The following is a 16,259-nucleotide window of genomic DNA, read 5'->3' as shown; positions in this document are numbered from 1 at the left end:
TGCTCGTATCCCAAACTGTCGAGGTCGATTTCTGAAAGATCATCGTCGGTCAAATCGATTTGTATCGCTCAGTTTCGTCTGACGGCTTCGTTACCTGCTAGCTCACTCGAGATCGGCCAGAGTTCCGTCGCCGTTCTTATTTTCAGATACTCCTGATGTTTAGGAGTCAGCCGGGTGAAGAATTGAAGCCCCGTGAAATGTTCAATTGTCCGAATACTCGTCAAATATGGGCGATGATCGTATCCGCCTGTTAATCGAGGAGTTTCCTGTGGGTAGATGAAAGCCATCACATCGACCGACTTGTTCGTCGAAGGTTTATAAATGATTTTGAATACTGCATCAGGAATCGCGACAGGCACCTCCCCCTGCTCCCCCAGCCAGTTGCGGGGCTCTTTTCCGTAAATTATCGGGCCAGTGATGATCCAGACTCGCCCATAGTGATCGGCCCATTCGGCGCATTTGTTTTCCAGGTCGAGCCAGGCGCCTTGATTCAATGTGTTTCGCTGCGGAAAGCAATTGAGCGTGGTGTGTGTATTCCAGTCCGCGGCAGCTCCCAAACGGGCTGCATGGTGTTTCATGCAGAAATGCCCTCGGTCATACCCCAGTTGCATACTATCGGAATGGCTGGCCCGGAAGATTTGAGAGAAATGGTAAGAATCAGTACGGGCCGCTTCTCCCCGTGTGAACAGATCAGAATCGGTAAACCATTCCGGCCGGTTATTTTTCGGAATCGGGCCGGTATGTCGGCGCATTTCGTAGGCAACCCACTCAGGAATCGCCTTAAGATCGGCGTCTCCATCTCCGCCATCATCGTCATCCGAATCGAAACTGACGGTGTACGCCCGGAAATGACGCATTGTTTCCTGCGGCTGGGTCACCAGGATATCGTGCCGATAGGAAGGATCGAGAACGATCGGCTTCTCGGCAGCAAGCGCAAATGGAACCATCTGGCCCACGGCCAGCACAATGAGAAATCGAAACCACATCTGACCATCCCTGTCAGCGAACGTCGAATCAGGTGAAATGCCAGCGAATCCTTGCTGGCGACCAATCTTGGGCTGGGGATGGTATCAGGTTGCCATTTTTGAATCACCCGCAGTTCCTGGGGCGTTCTGTGCGTTCTCAATAACGAATCTCGGTCAGGACATGTGCGGTCGCTAACCAGCGCGGGCAGCATGATTCTGGCTATTTTTAGAGTTTGTCACCCGCTCGCCGCCCGCCGCCTTGATCGCTGGGACGGCTGACAATGTTGTTCAAGAAACTTTCGTCATTGACGAGTTTACCCGAAAGAATGTCCTCTTCCGTAATCTTTGACAAGAAGATTGTGTGCTGGCCTATCACGCCTCACCCTTGGTCGTAAACGATGTAGATGGCCCCGTCTTTACCGAGCGTCGCCGAAGGATAGCTGATTTGACCTTCGTCACATAAAAGCATTCTATGTGCGAAGTTTTCGCCATCGTCGTCACATAAGTAGGCAGTCATGCGGGTCCGCGATGTCTTATACTTTTCAAGCTCGCGTTCCTTACCGTTTTCGTCGGTATAGTAGTATTTTTTCTTGCCGTTTTCCTCTTTCAACTGGACGTCGTTCGCGACTAGCAAAACTCTTCCCGACGGTAATGTTTTGAGTATGCACTTAGTATTGATTGAGAACTGCATCGGGTAATAGCCGCCCAAATCCCAAGTCCTGCCGCCATCGAAGGATTCCGCAAATTTTTGTCCCTTTTTAGCGCGGTAGAACGTGAAAAGGCTGCCGTCTTTTCTAATGATGGGCATTTGTTCTGCAAAAACGGCGTCGTTATCAACAGGGAATTCCGAAACAAATATCGGCTTGCCATCGGTGCCCTCTTTCAAAAAACGAATCCTCACCTTGTCGTCGCTGCCAACGAACTTGAAGTCGTCCATCGAACGCATAATCGTGCCGTCTGGAAAATTGAGCGGCTTCATGACCGAGATGTTCTTGTTTCCAAGCAGGCGAGGAGCAGTCCATGCGGAATGTTCGACTTCGGGGTCGAGCATGGTGAATTCCCACGCGGAGGAGGCGAATTCATCCTTGCCTTTAAAATCGATGTTCCTGTGGCCAATGAAGCGGATATTCCCATTGGGATCTTTCCACAGCATCGGGTCAGATGCTCCCCCGCCGAGAAGCTCGCTCGGGTCGAAGACAAAGACTTCTTTCCAAGTCTTGCCATCATCGGCAGAGGTCGAAATCACCGAGAATTGGTCATTGTGGAACGGCGCCCGTTCGGCCTGGACGTTGGATCCGAACCAAGTTGCCCAAAGTCTGCCCCCCTCGGAGATTTCGACCTGAGGACAGCCTTGGAAGTTCCTTAAATTGATGCGGTGCCTGTGGTAAGGCTTTTGACCTTCGTAATTGATTTTCAGCAGTGACGGTGGCGTCTTACCCGTAATTCCGTAAGGGAATTTTTGCGACACGTCTTCGAAGGAAGGCAATGTGGTATCGCCCAAAACTGATTCCGGATCCACCGTTTGGGCGGAAAGAGCCCCAGCGAAACTAGTCAGAAGACCACAGACGAGGCCGCAAGCCATCAAAGGTACGGTCGTCTGACGAAAAAAATGAAGTGGGTTCAGCATGGTAATTCTTCTTCTTTATTTTCAATTCCGCACTACCGACAGATGCGATACCGGGAGAGGCTGTCCAAGTAAAGTCGGAATTGGGTTCTATATCGCATTCAAGTTAACCGTAGCGCGTTCAGGCGACGTAGCCTCCTGTTTTCAAGGGCTTTTAGGAACCGATAGCAGCCACACATATCCGGGACAGAATCTGATTTTGCCCCTTTCTCGTTAGGGCAAAGAAATAACCCGTCGTACTGGTACGTTACGAGATCGACTCGAATGACGTCAACTTTCGAGTGCTATACTGAGTAGCTGAGTAGCTGAGTAGCTGAGTAGCTGAGTAGCTGAGACGTTTGGATAAAGCCAGGCCACCTGAGCGTCAATTGATGCAGCACGACGCAGCCTCATTGAATTCACAATCTGCCTGAACATTGTTGGTGCTAAGCTACGCTGATGCACAAAAAAAGGGTTTACGATCTAAAATCGTAAACCCTTTTTGATTTGTCGCTATTGAGCGTGATGACACTCAAGTTGATATTTCTATTCGAAAGTGATCAACGAGTGCCCAAGAGAGGACTCGAACCTCCACGGACTATTATGTCCACTAGGCCCTCAACCTAGCGCGTCTGCCAATTCCGCCACTTGGGCTTGATTTAAACGAGCCAACCCGCGAGGGGCTCTCCCGTCTCAAGCGTGTAACAGTATATCAGACCTTTTGAGACCTGCAAGGTTCACCCTGTTTTTTTTGATAACAATAACCCCTTACAAGGAAAAGACTTATAGAGTAGGTCTGATCAAAGATTTCTAATTTCTAACGATTCCAGCCAAGGGAAATCGGGCGAACAACCCGGCAAGCTCCTTCTCCAGATCGAACTGCCAAGTGTGTAACCGATATGGTGAGACCGATCTTGACCTGAATGGGCCTTGGGAATATCTTTCCCGCCTCTCTTTGTCGATCAGTCGCGCGCTAAGGATTAGACGTGTGCCGATCTGGCAAATCTCTCGCAGGCAGTTTCAGACCTGCAACGGAGACGAAGTGAGGATCGCCCTAACAGGCAATGTTGTTTGAGAACAAGAAACAACTCCCTTGCTTATTCCCCGCGCAGAAGAGGACAGAACAACAGCGACAGTCAGTCGCGTTCATGTCCTCGATACGACAATACATAATTATTCTCCGAGTGGCTGATCTCCCGGGATCCAGGCTCAGAGCGATCGTCGGTCTCGAAAGGACTCGAACACGATGAAAACGCAGACAGTGATTACCGACTCCAATTCCGACCACCCCCACTGTAAGAGCTTTCAGCTCCGAAAGTGGTGTACGCGAACCCTGCTCGGCTTAATTTTCAGCTTGAGTTGCCTGAGCATCCATGCAGAACTGCCCTCGCTGGATGATTTGAACCCGTTCAAGAAGGACAAGTTCGACAGGCTGGGCGATCAGGATCTGGACACCACTCTGCATACTCCCATGGTGGGCGACTACACTCGTATTGGTGGTAATACGGCTGTAAGAGTCTATGGAATCGGTCTCGTCGTCGGACTGAAAGGAACAGGGGATGACCCTCCCATTTCGACACAAAGGACGCACTTGAAACGAGAGATGGCGTTAAAAAAAGTCAAAGATGCCAACCGGATTCTGCGTTCACCCGATACGACACTTGTGGAAGTGAAGGCGTTCCTGCCGCCGCTGATACAAAAGGGGGACCTGTTTGATATCGAAGTCCACATCCCTGGTAATAGCGAAGCAACTGACTTAAATGGGGGAAGGTTATTGGAGACTTATCTTACAGAAGTCATGCCAACTCCCGGCGAAGGGATCAAAAAAGGGCGTGCTCTCGCTGTCGCCAAAGGTCCGATTCTGGTTTCGGGTGATTCCTCCGGCGATGAAAGCCGTGAGAAATTGCGGAAAAGAGGAAAAATTCTCAGTGGAGGTCTGTCTCTCAAAGAACGGGAAATGAAACTCTACCTAAACAGCGACGTGCGCACGGTACGTAACGCCAAAAGGATCTCAGACAAAATCGGAAACCGGTTCTACCATTACGATGAATACGGGATTCGGGAATCGATGGCGGAAGCCAAAACTGACACTGAAATCGATCTGAAAATCATGCCACAGTATGAAGATAACCATGCTCGTTACCTGAACGTGGTACGCCGGATTGCTTTCCGCGAAACAAACGTGGCTCAGAATATCAGGATCACTCGTTTAAAAGACAAATTGCTCAACCCCAAGTCTTCCGAAGCCGCATCCCTGGAACTGGAAGCGATTGGGATTCAGTCGATTCCCACTTTGCAAGCAGGACTGAAGAGTGAATGGTTAGAAGTCCGGTTTCATTCAGCGCTTGCTCTCGCTTATATGGGTGAAACGGATGGTCTGGACGTGCTGGCAGAAGCAGCAGAAAAAGAACATGCCTTCCGCATTTACGCACTCGCCGCCATGGCTTCAGTTGAAGATGTTGAATCCCATATGAAGCTTCAGACTCTCATCAATAAAGGAGACATCACTAGTGCGGAAACCCGCTACGGTTCCTTCCGCGCATTATCGACTCTTGATGTAACCGATCCCTACATCCGTGGGGAAGATATGAAAGGTCAGTTCTCGCTACACGACGTCAAAACCGAGGCTGCCCCAATGATCCACCTGACGACTCAGAAAAAAGCGGAAATTGTTCTATTCGGAAGAGACCAACAATTCACCACTCCGATCGTTGTGCGAGCAGGAAAAGATATTCTGATCAAAGGAGAAGCGGGAGACAAGACTATCACAATCAGCAACTTCCATCTTCCTCCTAAGGATCAACAGCAGGTCGTAAGCACCAAAATCAGTGAAGTCATTCGCACGGTCGTCGAGATGGGGGCCACCTATCCGGATGTCGCCGAAATGTTGAGTCAGGCAGATGCACAAAAGAATCTACCTGGTCGCCTCGAAGTGAACGCCCTGCCCCAGGCAGGACAATATTATGTTCGTCCGCAAATGGCATCAGGATCCCCCAGTGACAAGGGACACAAAATCCGCGTGGGTAATAGTAATAACGTACCGAACATCTTCTCGGAACAACGGAATCACGACGCCCGCCTGACCCGCTCCGAAGATGGTGCCGGTTACGACGAAGTCATTAAGGATTACAAATTCCAAACCGCTAGCGGAGAAGAAGAAGTCGTAGCTGATGAAGACGGCCCCAGCGAAGAAGCGCTGGAGAAATCGAATTACGTCGAACGACGAACCCGCTTTTTCGATTTCAAGAATCCGTTTAAACGAGAAGAATAAGCGATTCACTCGTCACATGTCGCATCACTTTTACGTCAGTAAGTTTTCTCATTTGACCTGTTTATATCCTCTCGATCTCGTGGAACTGATTGTTGCTCACGTTTGTTGCCTCCTCCCCCAAATCCGACCGTTTTTTCGTTAAGGTTTAACAATGCTTAAGTCTCTGGAACTATTTGGTTTCAAGAGCTTTGCGGATCGGACTCGGTTTGATTTTTCAACGGGTGTGACGGGTGTCGTTGGCCCCAACGGAAGTGGCAAGAGCAACGTAGTCGACTCGATCAAGTGGCTCTTGGGCGACCAGAGTGCGAAAAGCCTTCGTGGAAAGGAGATGTCGGATGTCATCTTCAACGGTTCCAGCTCACGCAAACCGGCACAGGTTTCCGAAGCACTCTTGACGTTCGATAACAAGTCTCGCTTTTTGCCAATCGATCTCGATGAAGTTCAGATCGGTCGCCGACTCTGGCGCAGTGGCGATTCCGAATACCTCATCAATCAGCAGCCGGTTCGCCTGAAAGATGTCCGCAATCTGATCAGCGGAACAGGAACGGGCGGCTCTGCTTATGCCATCATCGAACAGGGCCGCGTCGGCCAGATCCTGCAAGCGAATGTCTCCAGCCGTCGAGCCATTGTCGAAGAAGCGGCCGGTATCAGCCGGTATAAGTCTCGCAAAGTCGAAGCTCAGCGGAAACTGGAGCATGTCGACCAGAATCTGAAACGGTTAACCGACATTGTCGACGAAGTTGAATCTCAACTGAATTCAACACGCGATCAGGCAGTGAAGGCTTCCCGCTATCGGGACCTTTCACTCGAGCTGAAGCAGCTCTGGCTCGGACTTGCTGCGGACGATTATCGCTACATCCACAGCCAGGGCAGCCAGATCAAAGAGCGACTGCAGTCTGCTCAAAAAAGTCTGGACGAGAAAAACAGTCATCAGTCCGATCTGGAAAGCCAGCTTGCTGAATCGGAAGGGGAACTGAATGAAATCGACGAACGCCTGACGGCCATTGAGACCGAACGATCTCAGAACCGGGAACAGGTTGCCTCGCTCGAAGCGACCCAACGCCACCAGACGTCGCGAATTCGAGAACTCGAAAATGAGTTAACACGATTACAACATCAGCGATCAACCTTGATGCTTCGCGCAAAGGAAGGTCACCAGGAACACACTTATACCCGCGACCAACTCAATCGATTCCGAACCGATTTCGAATCGCAACAGAATCGAATTGATGAAGGAAGCTCCCACATTCAGGAGCTATCCGTTCGTGTTTCTTCGGAACGATTGAAGCTCGAAGACGCTCGAAAAGAGCTTCTGGACCAGACTCAGCAGATGGCCAGCGCCGCGCATCGTGTGGAAAGTCTGCAGGATTCGGTCGACAGTGTTCGTCTGCAGATAGAAGAAACCCATCGCGATCAGAAAGAAATTGAAAAACAGCTCGCCCATTTTCATACGGAACGAAATCAACAACAGGAAGTCTTCGATGCGCATGAACAACAGCTGAATGCCACCCGCGAGGAACTTCAGTTTCACGAACAACAGAATCAGGAACTGTCTCAACGTCACCGGGATCTTGTTCGTCGAATTTCCACACTGCGGGAAGATTTAAGCGGAATCCGTGCTCGCAAAACAGTACTGGAAGACCTGGAGATACGTGAAGAAGGAATCGGATTGGGGGTTCGCGAGATTCTCAAACGGGCGAACAGTTCCGAAGCCGATTCTCCATGGAAACAGATTCGAGGTTCCGTCGTTGACTTGCTCGAAGTTGATTTGCTCCACGCCGCCGAGTTGGAAGTGGCACTGGGAATGCGGGCGCAATTGATCGTCGTCGACGATGCTGCACCAATCATGGAGCATATCTATCTGAATCAGGTTCAGTTATCGGAACGAGTCGGATTCTTTTCTCTCGCCCAGACTGCCGGCCGAACAAGAGAACTGGAAGACTTTTCGTCAATCGACGGAGTGGTTCAGCGCGCCGACAAGCTTGTTACCGCCTGCCCGATTCCCGATTTACCAGAACTGCTGCTGGCGGAAACTTGGTTGGTCGAAACACTCGACGTTGCTTTCGCATTGCAAAAGCAGGCACGCCACCCCTCTCGATTCGTCACGCTTCAAGGCGAACTGCTCGAAGCAGATGGTACCCTTTACCTGGGAAGTCTGCGTACGGAAACCTCGCTGATCACTCGAAAGTCCGAGTTGCGACAACTGCGACACGACATTCAACTTCAAGAAAAGAAGATTGACGACCAGACGGCCCTGGCCGACCAGCTTCATGTTGAACATCGCGAAGCACTTCAACACAAACAGGATAAAGAACTTCAGCTGAAGGAACAGACTGAACGGTTCAACGCGGTCCGGATGACCTTGGAGCAGAAACAAAAACAGGTTGACGAACTGACGGGCAAACAGACCGCGCAGAATACTCAGTCACAGAAACTTCGGATTGAGAACGAGCAACTGCAAAAACAGTTGGAATCCGCTTTCGAAGAACATTCACAGGCAGAAAAGAAACAGGCCAGCCTGCAATCGCTCATCGAAGAGAAAGAGCATGCGCTGACTAATTCAGAACATCGGTTGCAACTGCTCAAACAATCCGCGACGGATGAACAACTTCAATTGGCAAAACAGGAAGAACGTTTAAGCAGCCTGCAGACAGCCTTTGATCGATTAGAACATGAATTAGGCCAGCGTCTGGAACGACGTGAAGAAGCCGAAGAACGATACAAAGAGTTCCGCAGCAAACTGAGCGAACTCCGTCTCCAACTTCTCAAATCGAATTCGGAACTGGCGGACCAGGCTCTATCTGGAGAAACACTGGAATCGCGTGCCCTCACCCAGATACGTCTTAAACGAAAATGCCGAGACTCCCGCGCCGAATTGGTCGATCGGGAAAGCAAAATGCGCCAGGTCCGACGGGAACTGTCCGACCGGGTGCATAAAGAAGAAATCCGCCTTCAGGAATTCCAACTGCAATTGAAAACATTGCGGGAACGAATTGAAGAAGAATACCAGCTGACGTTGGAAGATGTGGTCAGCTCGGGAGCATCCGCCGTTCAACTATACTGGCAGGAAGAGAACCTCGAAGAATCGACCAGCGAAGAAGAGCAGTCCTCTTTGGAAGTTGACCTTGATGAAACTTCGTCTGCTGATGATGAAGAGATTGAGGATACCACTTTAGAGGACCAGGACGAGGAACTCGACAAGTCACTTATTGAGGACTCGACAGAAGAACAGACCGCAGAACAAACCAACGCCATCGATAGCTCTTCAAAAGACTCTGGCCTCAATGATGAAGAGTTCAGCTCGTTGTATGAGCAGGTACGGGAAGAGATTGAATCACGGGTCAGTAAGTTACGTCAACGTTTGAAAACAATGGGGAGCATTAACACCGAGAGCCTCGACCAACTCGACTCTCTGGAAACCCGCTTCGCGCACCTGAGCATGCAACTGGAAGACCTGACGCAGGCGAAAAACGCGCTCGAAGACATCATCCGACGGATCAACACCGAGAGCAAAAGGATGTTCATCGAGACCTACGACTCGATCCGCGTGAACTTCAAGGACCTCTTCCGCAAGCTGTTCGGTGGTGGAAACGGCGATATCATCCTGGAAGATCCCGATGACCCGCTGGAATGTGGCATTGAAATCGTCGCCCGCCCACCGGGTAAAGAGCTTCGCAGCATCTCTCTCTTAAGTGGTGGGGAGAAAACGATGACGGCTGTCGCCCTGCTGATGGCGATTTTCCGTAGTAAACCGAGTCCGTTCTGTATTCTAGACGAAGTCGACGCCGCGCTGGACGAGGCGAACATCGGCCGGTTTATCAATGTCGTCAAAGAGTTCCAGTCAGAAACGCAATTCATCATGATCACTCACCGAAAACCATCAATGACGGTAACTGACCGTCTGTTTGGGGTGACCATGGAAGAATCGGGCGTTTCTAAACGACTGACCGTGCAGTTCGATGACATCAAAGAGAATGGTGAATTCGACGTCAACGCCGACGACAATCGCAAAGCGGCCTGAGCCGTCTGATCTGGCTCGCTCGGTTCTCGTCCGATCTGAACGTGTCGAAATGAACGACGCGAACCCATCAGCCCTCTGGCCTGTCACATTCGCAGAGTCCATTCTGGCGAAGTTCTAAAACTGGTGCAGGAGGTCTCGGTCGCGAAACCGGCATCATCGGGAAAATGGTGTCAACCCGAATACAAAGTTTCTTCCAACATTTTTCACCGCATCCGGCAAATGCCTCTCGCGCTTCAGGCCAGAAACTCTTAACAAGCGAAGGTTCGTTGTAACCTCTTCCAAGTTAGGATTTACGTTCACGCGAGCACCGCTTTTCCTGCTCGCCCCCACATCCGATTTAGCTCTATTACAGGGCGAATCGTCTCACGTGCAATAACGGTCTCGTTGGTTATGGCCGCTAAACACCCTAAAGTCGATACCCGCGTCCGGTCGAAAGAATAGTGCAGGCAATTGGAGCCTGAACACAAAACACCAACGAGGTGTTTCCTCTGCAGGGATGCAAAGGAATGTTCAAGTTCTGGTTACCTGCTAATGGGGGGAGACACAACGGATGCAAACATTACCAATCGAGCCGGTTGCTCAGGCGATAAGCCTCCGGTCCCTGCCCCAACTCTCAAGTTCTGATGACCTCTTGTCACCAGCAATTTAAGAGACCCATTACAAAAGTTATGACTGGAAACACCGGAAGGGTTCAGGTCAGCTTGATCTGACATCTTACTCTTGTGCACATTCCTTTTTAATGTTGCTAAACCGTGACCTTAGTATATACCTGAAACAGAACTCATCGTTATCGGACCCTGAACCCGACAAGGACGAATTCTGACGCAGACCGAGGCACACGTTTGGAGGGACTATCCCTCTGCAGGATCAAATGAAACGATTGGAGAGCCCGCGATGAGGACGATCTTCACTACTGGACAGGTAGCTAAGATCTGCAAAGTTGCCCCGAGAACCGTCAGCAAATGGTTCGACTCAGGGCGTTTACGAGGATATCGGATTCCCGGTTCGCAAGACCGCCGTATCCCTCGCGAACACCTGATTCGCTTCCTGAAAGAGCACGGTATGCCTCTGGGTGAACTTGAGGATGAAGCCATGGGTAAAATTCTGCTGGTAGGTGCCGACGAGAATGTTCGCCGTAACCTCGGCGAAATGATCGGTATCGATGATTTCCGAATCGAATCTGCTATCAGCGGTTTCGAAGCTGGAATTCAGGCCGAATCATTGCATCCGGATTGTGTCGTCATCGACTTCACACTCGGACGGCATGAAGCCCTGATGATTGCACAGAATCTTAAAAAGAATAACGAGTACCTCGAAACAGTTCTCATCGGACTACTAAGTGACGATGATAACGCCAGCGGTTTCGACAGAACTCTTTTCAACGAGACCTTCCGTAAACCTTTCGACGCAGCTTTGCTCGCCGAACGAATCCGGACACTCGTTGGACGTAAAAAACAAATCGCATAAGTCGAACACGAATCCTCGGGAAGTAAACTAAGTTCCCTTCCCCGGATTCTCCTTCGTCCTCCTGCAAGCAACATGGGCGATTTATATCTCCAAGTTATTTGTACGCAGGTGAGACAAATCTCGAGTAAGACTCACTGCGTCTACTAAATAACAAACGGAATATCAAACCGTCATGAACACGATTCGTTCATGACGGTTTTTTTACGTCCCTGGGAGAATTCTGGTCCCCCTTTGACCATCCCACCTGAAAGGTGCTAAAATCAAATTACCTGAAAACGACTTAAAAACTCTCTGAGGTCCCATCCATAACCGAATCCCCTACTGAACTCGAACGCTTCCGCGACTTCCTCATCGAGGAATGCAAAAGTGATACTCCGCCCAAGTCGATTGAATTCGCTGTCAAGAAGTTCACGCAACTTGAGTGGCTCAAAAACAAACTCGCCACCTCCGCTGAACAGTCCGCTCGGGGAGAATCCGCTGAACTTGACTGGGATGAAGTGAATAGACAAATCGAACAAGACCTGGAAGCAGCGAAACTCTTCAAATAATGGCAATAGTCAAATGGACCCGCAATGCGACCACCGAACTTCGTAATTTACTTAAGTTATGTGGCAATCGATTATGACCGAGCCAATGTTGCGAAAAAGCTCTCAGCAGATATCCGAGCCAAAACAGAACAATACGCTCGCCAACCCTAGATGGGCACGGCTTATTTCGACCTGTTCCCAGACCTTCGATCATTCACACACACAAACGTTACGTAGTCTTTTATGTGCCCATTGAAGACGGAATCGAGATAAGAACCATCGTTGACGGAAGTCGCGATATCGACACCCTCCTGGGTGAGTGACACATTCTCGAACTCTTACCATCCCTCATGAACTCTGACCCTCATAAACTCTGAACTGCACCCTCATGACTGAATTCACCCATTTCGATGAAACTGGTGCCAGCCGCATGGTGGATGTGGGAGCGAAACCTGTGACCGCTCGTCTCGCTCGCGTGGAAGGGCGTATCACCATGCATCCGGAAACGCTCAGCAAGATTCAGCAGCGTAATTTCAAAAAGGGAGACGTTCTCGAAGTCGCTCGCCTGGCGGGTATTATGGGATCAAAGCAGACGGGCAACCTGATCCCACTTTGCCACCCTCTCCCCATCGACGGCGTGTCGATCGATTTTGACTTCCCCGATGACTGCAGCGTCACTATCTCAGCAACTGTGAAGACAGAGGGAAAAACAGGCGTGGAGATGGAAGCCTTCACCGCCGTTTCTGTCACCGCCCTGACAATCTATGACATGTGTAAGGCGATCGACCGCGAAATGGTGATTGGTCCCATTCAACTGGCCGAAAAGTCGGGCGGAAAAAGTGGGCATTTTCTGAGAACAAAGCCTGTTAACAAGTCCGAATAAATTCGGTTGACACTATAATTGCGAGAAACGGGAGGCTACACTCGTCCTCGACATCACCTAACTCTCTTCGGGATGCCTTCCCTAACCGCTTTATAGAGAATCAGTTAGACCAACCGAACCAGCAGAAGTCGACGCCCATGGATACCAGTAAGGATTTGGCAGCACAGAATCTGATCGCAAAGATTATAGAAGCGGTCGGTACCGATCTGATGAAATCCGAACAGATTTTCGCCGAAGAACTCCACACCGATCAACCCGTCATCAGGGATATCCATGAACACGTCTCTCGCTTTCGCGGGAAACGGATTCGTCCAACCTTGCTGCTGCTTACCGCCGATGCCTGTGGAGGAATTAACCACAGCCATCACGTGCTGGCCGCCGTCGTGGAGATGATTCACACCGCGACTTTGGTGCATGACGATGTTCTCGACGATGCCAATACCCGCCGCCATGTCGCGACAGTAAATAGTCGCTGGAATACCGAAACAAGCGTGCTGTTCGGCGACTACCTGTTTACGCACTCCTTCCATCTGGCCAGTAGCTTGGAAAGCACTTACGCCTGTCGGCAGATTGGTCGCTCCACGAACATCGTCTGCGAAGGCGAGCTGACGCAAATCAGCGAACGGGGCAACATCGACCTGACCGAGGAACGTTACTTCGAGATCATTAACGGAAAGACGGCCGAACTCTGTGCCGTCAGCTGCTCCCTGGGGGCGTACTACTCCGAGTGCACCGAAGAAGAAATCGCCGCGCTCGAACAGTTCGGTCGCGACCTGGGTTGTGCGTTTCAGATTGCCGATGACATTCTCGATATCATGGGCGAAGAAACCCAGGCTGGGAAGTCGCTCGGTTCCGACTTCTACAAGCAGAAGATGACCCTCCCTCTTATCCGCCTGCTACAAATGGCCGAGCCTGCCGACGAAGAAATCATTCGCGGATTATTGGCCAGCCCTTCTGCAGAGAACTGGGAAAAACTGACTCCCTACCTGCAGGAGTATCGGGCGATCGAATCCGCTCGCCAAACCGCCAGCGAATACGCCACCTCCGCCCGAGCCAACCTGGCAAAACTCCCCGATAGCAACAGCCGCACGATTTTGGAAGAACTGACTGAGTTCGCAATCCAACGCTCTCACTAACTCAGACTCTGAGCCTTGGCCCTCTTTCCAACCCGGGTGCCGTCAGGCACAAGCATTCCAGACTACTCCTCAAAGCAGAGACTTCCCACAGGTCGGTCCTCATGGTACCGTTGTGACCATTCCAATTAATGACAGACCACGCCCTGCCTACCGAGGAACCGATGACTTCTCCCCGCTTGATTTCAACCTGTTTTTTTTCATCCTCTCTGGCCCTGCTTTGCCTGATCACCTTCGCACTGGCAACACCTGTCGCCGCTGATCCCATCGAACGGATCGAGCTACTTCCTCCCTCGGCAGACAACCCACGTAACAGTGAAGGTGACTTCATTCAATTGAAGGATGGACGACTCCTGTTCATCTATACTCACTACACAGACGGGGCCGCTGACAACTCCACCGCTTACCTCGCCAGTCGCACCTCCACTGATGGCGGAGCCACCTGGACGGACGAAAGCGTGGAAGTTCTGGAGAACCATGCGGGCGAGAACATCATGTCGGTCTCGCTGCTCCGTCTCCCGGATGACTCGATCGCACTGTTCTATCTCGCCAAAAACAGCTGGGACGATTGCCGCCCCGTGGTTCGCTTCAGCAAAGATGAAACCAAGACCTGGTCGGACCCCGTTACAATCATCCCCGACAGCGAAGTCGACTATTACGTCCTCAATAACGACCGGGTGATCCAACTTGAATCCGGCCGCCTGCTGTTGGCTGTCGCGCAGCACACCAAAATCAATGGTGGCTTCAACCCCAATGGTCGCCTGGTCTGTTACTACTCGGACGACCAGGGTCAGCATTGGAAACGGTCCGAAGAAGTCGCCACTCCTACTCCCATCAACGGTAAACCCGTTATCCTGCAGGAACCGGGACTCATCGAACTTAGCGATGGCCGTACCCTGATGTTCGTCCGCACTAATGGGGGAACGCAGTTCGTGACCTACTCGGAAGACGATGGCCATTCCTGGACGCAACTCGAATCGGGCAATCTGGTTTCCCCAGTCTCGCCCGCCACGATTGAACGAATCCCGCAGACGGGTGACCTCGTCGCCGTCTGGAATAACCATGCCAATATTCCCAAAGAACTTGCTGGCAAACGGACCCCGCTGACTCTGGCTGTTTCCAAAGATGAAGGTCAAAGCTGGACCGTTATCGGTAATCTGTATGATGACCCCCATGGCTGGTACTGTTACACCGCAATGGATGTCGTCGGCGATCACATTGTTCTCGGCCACTGTGCAGGAGACCGCACGAAGAACAACGGACTGGCCCAGACGAATATCACCCGGTTGCCAGTCAGCTGGATCACCAACACTAAATAAACATCTTTTTTCCCTCTGTCTGGAATACCTGTGACTGAACCCTCGATAGAAACGTTTTCTGCGCATCACTTACATCTTGAAGACGAGGATGGCCTCGCGCAACTTGTCTTTGCTGCCGATGACTTTGACCCGGAAGATTACCTCCTGCTGCAACGAACTTTTTCTTCCGAAGAAGAAGATGAAAACATAGCCGAAGAAGAAAACATAAATGAAGAAGCAGAACCAACACCAGAAGCAGACGTAACCGAAGAGGGAGACACGGAAGACGACGGAGACGGTTTCTACCTCGAACTCCATTCACAGATGCAGTCGATCACCAGCGGCGTACTCTCGTTCTCCCTCACCCGCACCACCCTCAAAGTAAAACTGAATCCCGTCGCCAGCGAAGTCCTGGGCACATCAGAAATTCACGTTAAATACTCCCATGCTAAAGTCAATAACACGGTAATGAGAGAACTCCTCGCCAAAATCGCAGGCGACATTCCAATCGTGTAGCGGTCGCATCAGAACTGCGAAACATAGGTGGATTTACTGGCTGCATCACTAACTTTAACGACTCAGTTTACACGCGATTCGTTATAGTACAGGACGTGAGACACAGCATTCCCCCTACCGGAACCAGAGCAAGCCGCTTCCCATTTCTCACCCACTGTCGATAGACTCTCCACCAGCCAGCCTGTTAATTATTGGAACTGATTAATAGGCGCGAGCCTCGGGCTGCTTATTCTCAGTGTCGTTTATCTATTGCTTCAAAAACGCAAGTCGTGAATGCCAAGAGGGAAGTCAGCAAATAAGCTCGACCTCATAATCCCAGCGAATTTAATAGCCGGTGACAAAGTCACGGCCTTCCTGACTATCCATTCCACAGAAAGGTGACTCTTTTACCAACTTCTCAAGACCATCAGGGGTGCTTCCTTCGTCTACTCTGACGCAGAAGGTTCCCGCTTGGTCAAAAAAGAGCAATGGAGAAGAATTGCCTGTCGCGTACTCGCAGCAAAAGGCCAACATCATGCTCCATCCCGGTTCTCCAACAGGATTCATGCATATGCTCTTGTTTCCGTTCAATAAAC

Annotated in this window: 10 protein-coding genes and 1 tRNA gene; 7 read left to right on the top strand and 4 right to left on the bottom strand. The window is 50.8% G+C overall.

From position 1 onward, the window contains the following. Positions 1-68 precede the first annotated feature (68 nt). The 3 genes from Pla110_RS04820 to Pla110_RS04810 all read right to left on the bottom strand — a co-directional run bounded on the left by Pla110_RS04820 (position 69) and on the right by Pla110_RS04810 (position 3,222). Positions 69-986 (bottom strand): DNA/RNA non-specific endonuclease, encoded by a 918-nt coding sequence (locus Pla110_RS04820; protein WP_144993782.1) that lies wholly within the window; start codon positions 984-986, stop codon positions 69-71. A 358-nt stretch (positions 987-1,344) separates the two neighbouring features. After that, a complete protein-coding gene (locus tag Pla110_RS04815) occupies positions 1,345-2,592 on the bottom strand; it encodes an exo-alpha-sialidase (RefSeq protein WP_144993780.1) in 1,248 nt (415 codons plus the stop codon). Between the two features lie 544 nt (positions 2,593-3,136). Next, positions 3,137-3,222: transfer RNA gene (locus Pla110_RS04810), tRNA-Leu, on the bottom strand. A gap of 592 nt (positions 3,223-3,814) precedes the next feature. Between Pla110_RS04810 and Pla110_RS04805 the strand changes: the two genes are divergently transcribed. The 7 genes from Pla110_RS04805 (at position 3,815) to Pla110_RS04775 (ending at position 15,684) form a co-directional block, all read left to right on the top strand. Then, positions 3,815-5,839 carry a flagellar basal body P-ring protein FlgI gene (locus Pla110_RS04805; RefSeq protein WP_144993778.1) on the top strand — a complete coding sequence of 675 codons (2,025 nt, stop codon included), beginning with the start codon at positions 3,815-3,817 and terminating at the stop codon, positions 5,837-5,839. 151 nt (positions 5,840-5,990) lie between these two features. Then, positions 5,991-9,860 carry a chromosome segregation protein SMC gene (gene smc, locus Pla110_RS04800; RefSeq protein ID WP_144993776.1) on the top strand — a complete coding sequence of 1,290 codons (3,870 nt, stop codon included), beginning with the start codon at positions 5,991-5,993 and terminating at the stop codon, positions 9,858-9,860. Positions 9,861-10,754: 894 nt separating this feature from the next. Beyond that, positions 10,755-11,327 (top strand): helix-turn-helix domain-containing protein, encoded by a 573-nt coding sequence (locus tag Pla110_RS04795; protein ID WP_144993774.1) that lies wholly within the window; start codon positions 10,755-10,757, stop codon positions 11,325-11,327. 915 nt (positions 11,328-12,242) lie between these two features. After that, positions 12,243-12,737 carry a cyclic pyranopterin monophosphate synthase MoaC gene (gene moaC / locus Pla110_RS04790; RefSeq protein ID WP_144993772.1) on the top strand — a complete coding sequence of 165 codons (495 nt, stop codon included), beginning with the start codon at positions 12,243-12,245 and terminating at the stop codon, positions 12,735-12,737. Between the two features lie 137 nt (positions 12,738-12,874). Next, on the top strand, positions 12,875-13,873 hold the full coding sequence (locus Pla110_RS04785) for a polyprenyl synthetase family protein (protein ID WP_144993770.1): 999 nt from the start codon (positions 12,875-12,877) through the stop codon (positions 13,871-13,873). Positions 13,874-14,034: 161 nt separating this feature from the next. Next, positions 14,035-15,189: a sialidase family protein gene (locus Pla110_RS04780; protein WP_144993768.1), complete on the top strand. Its 1,155-nt coding sequence runs from the start codon at positions 14,035-14,037 to the stop codon at positions 15,187-15,189. Between the two features lie 30 nt (positions 15,190-15,219). Further along, entirely contained in the window at positions 15,220-15,684 is a 465-nt protein-coding gene (locus tag Pla110_RS04775) for a hypothetical protein (RefSeq protein WP_144993766.1), read from the top strand. A gap of 324 nt (positions 15,685-16,008) precedes the next feature. On the opposite strand, the gene Pla110_RS04770 is transcribed toward Pla110_RS04775, so the two are convergent. After that, positions 16,009-16,230: a hypothetical protein gene (locus Pla110_RS04770; RefSeq protein ID WP_144993764.1), complete on the bottom strand. Its 222-nt coding sequence runs from the start codon at positions 16,228-16,230 to the stop codon at positions 16,009-16,011. Positions 16,231-16,259 lie beyond the last annotated feature (29 nt).

Origin of the sequence: Polystyrenella longa (assembly GCF_007750395.1) — a bacterium.
Taxonomy (GTDB): domain Bacteria; phylum Planctomycetota; class Planctomycetia; order Planctomycetales; family Planctomycetaceae; genus Polystyrenella; species Polystyrenella longa.
This window is presented reverse-complemented; position numbering and strand designations above follow the sequence as displayed.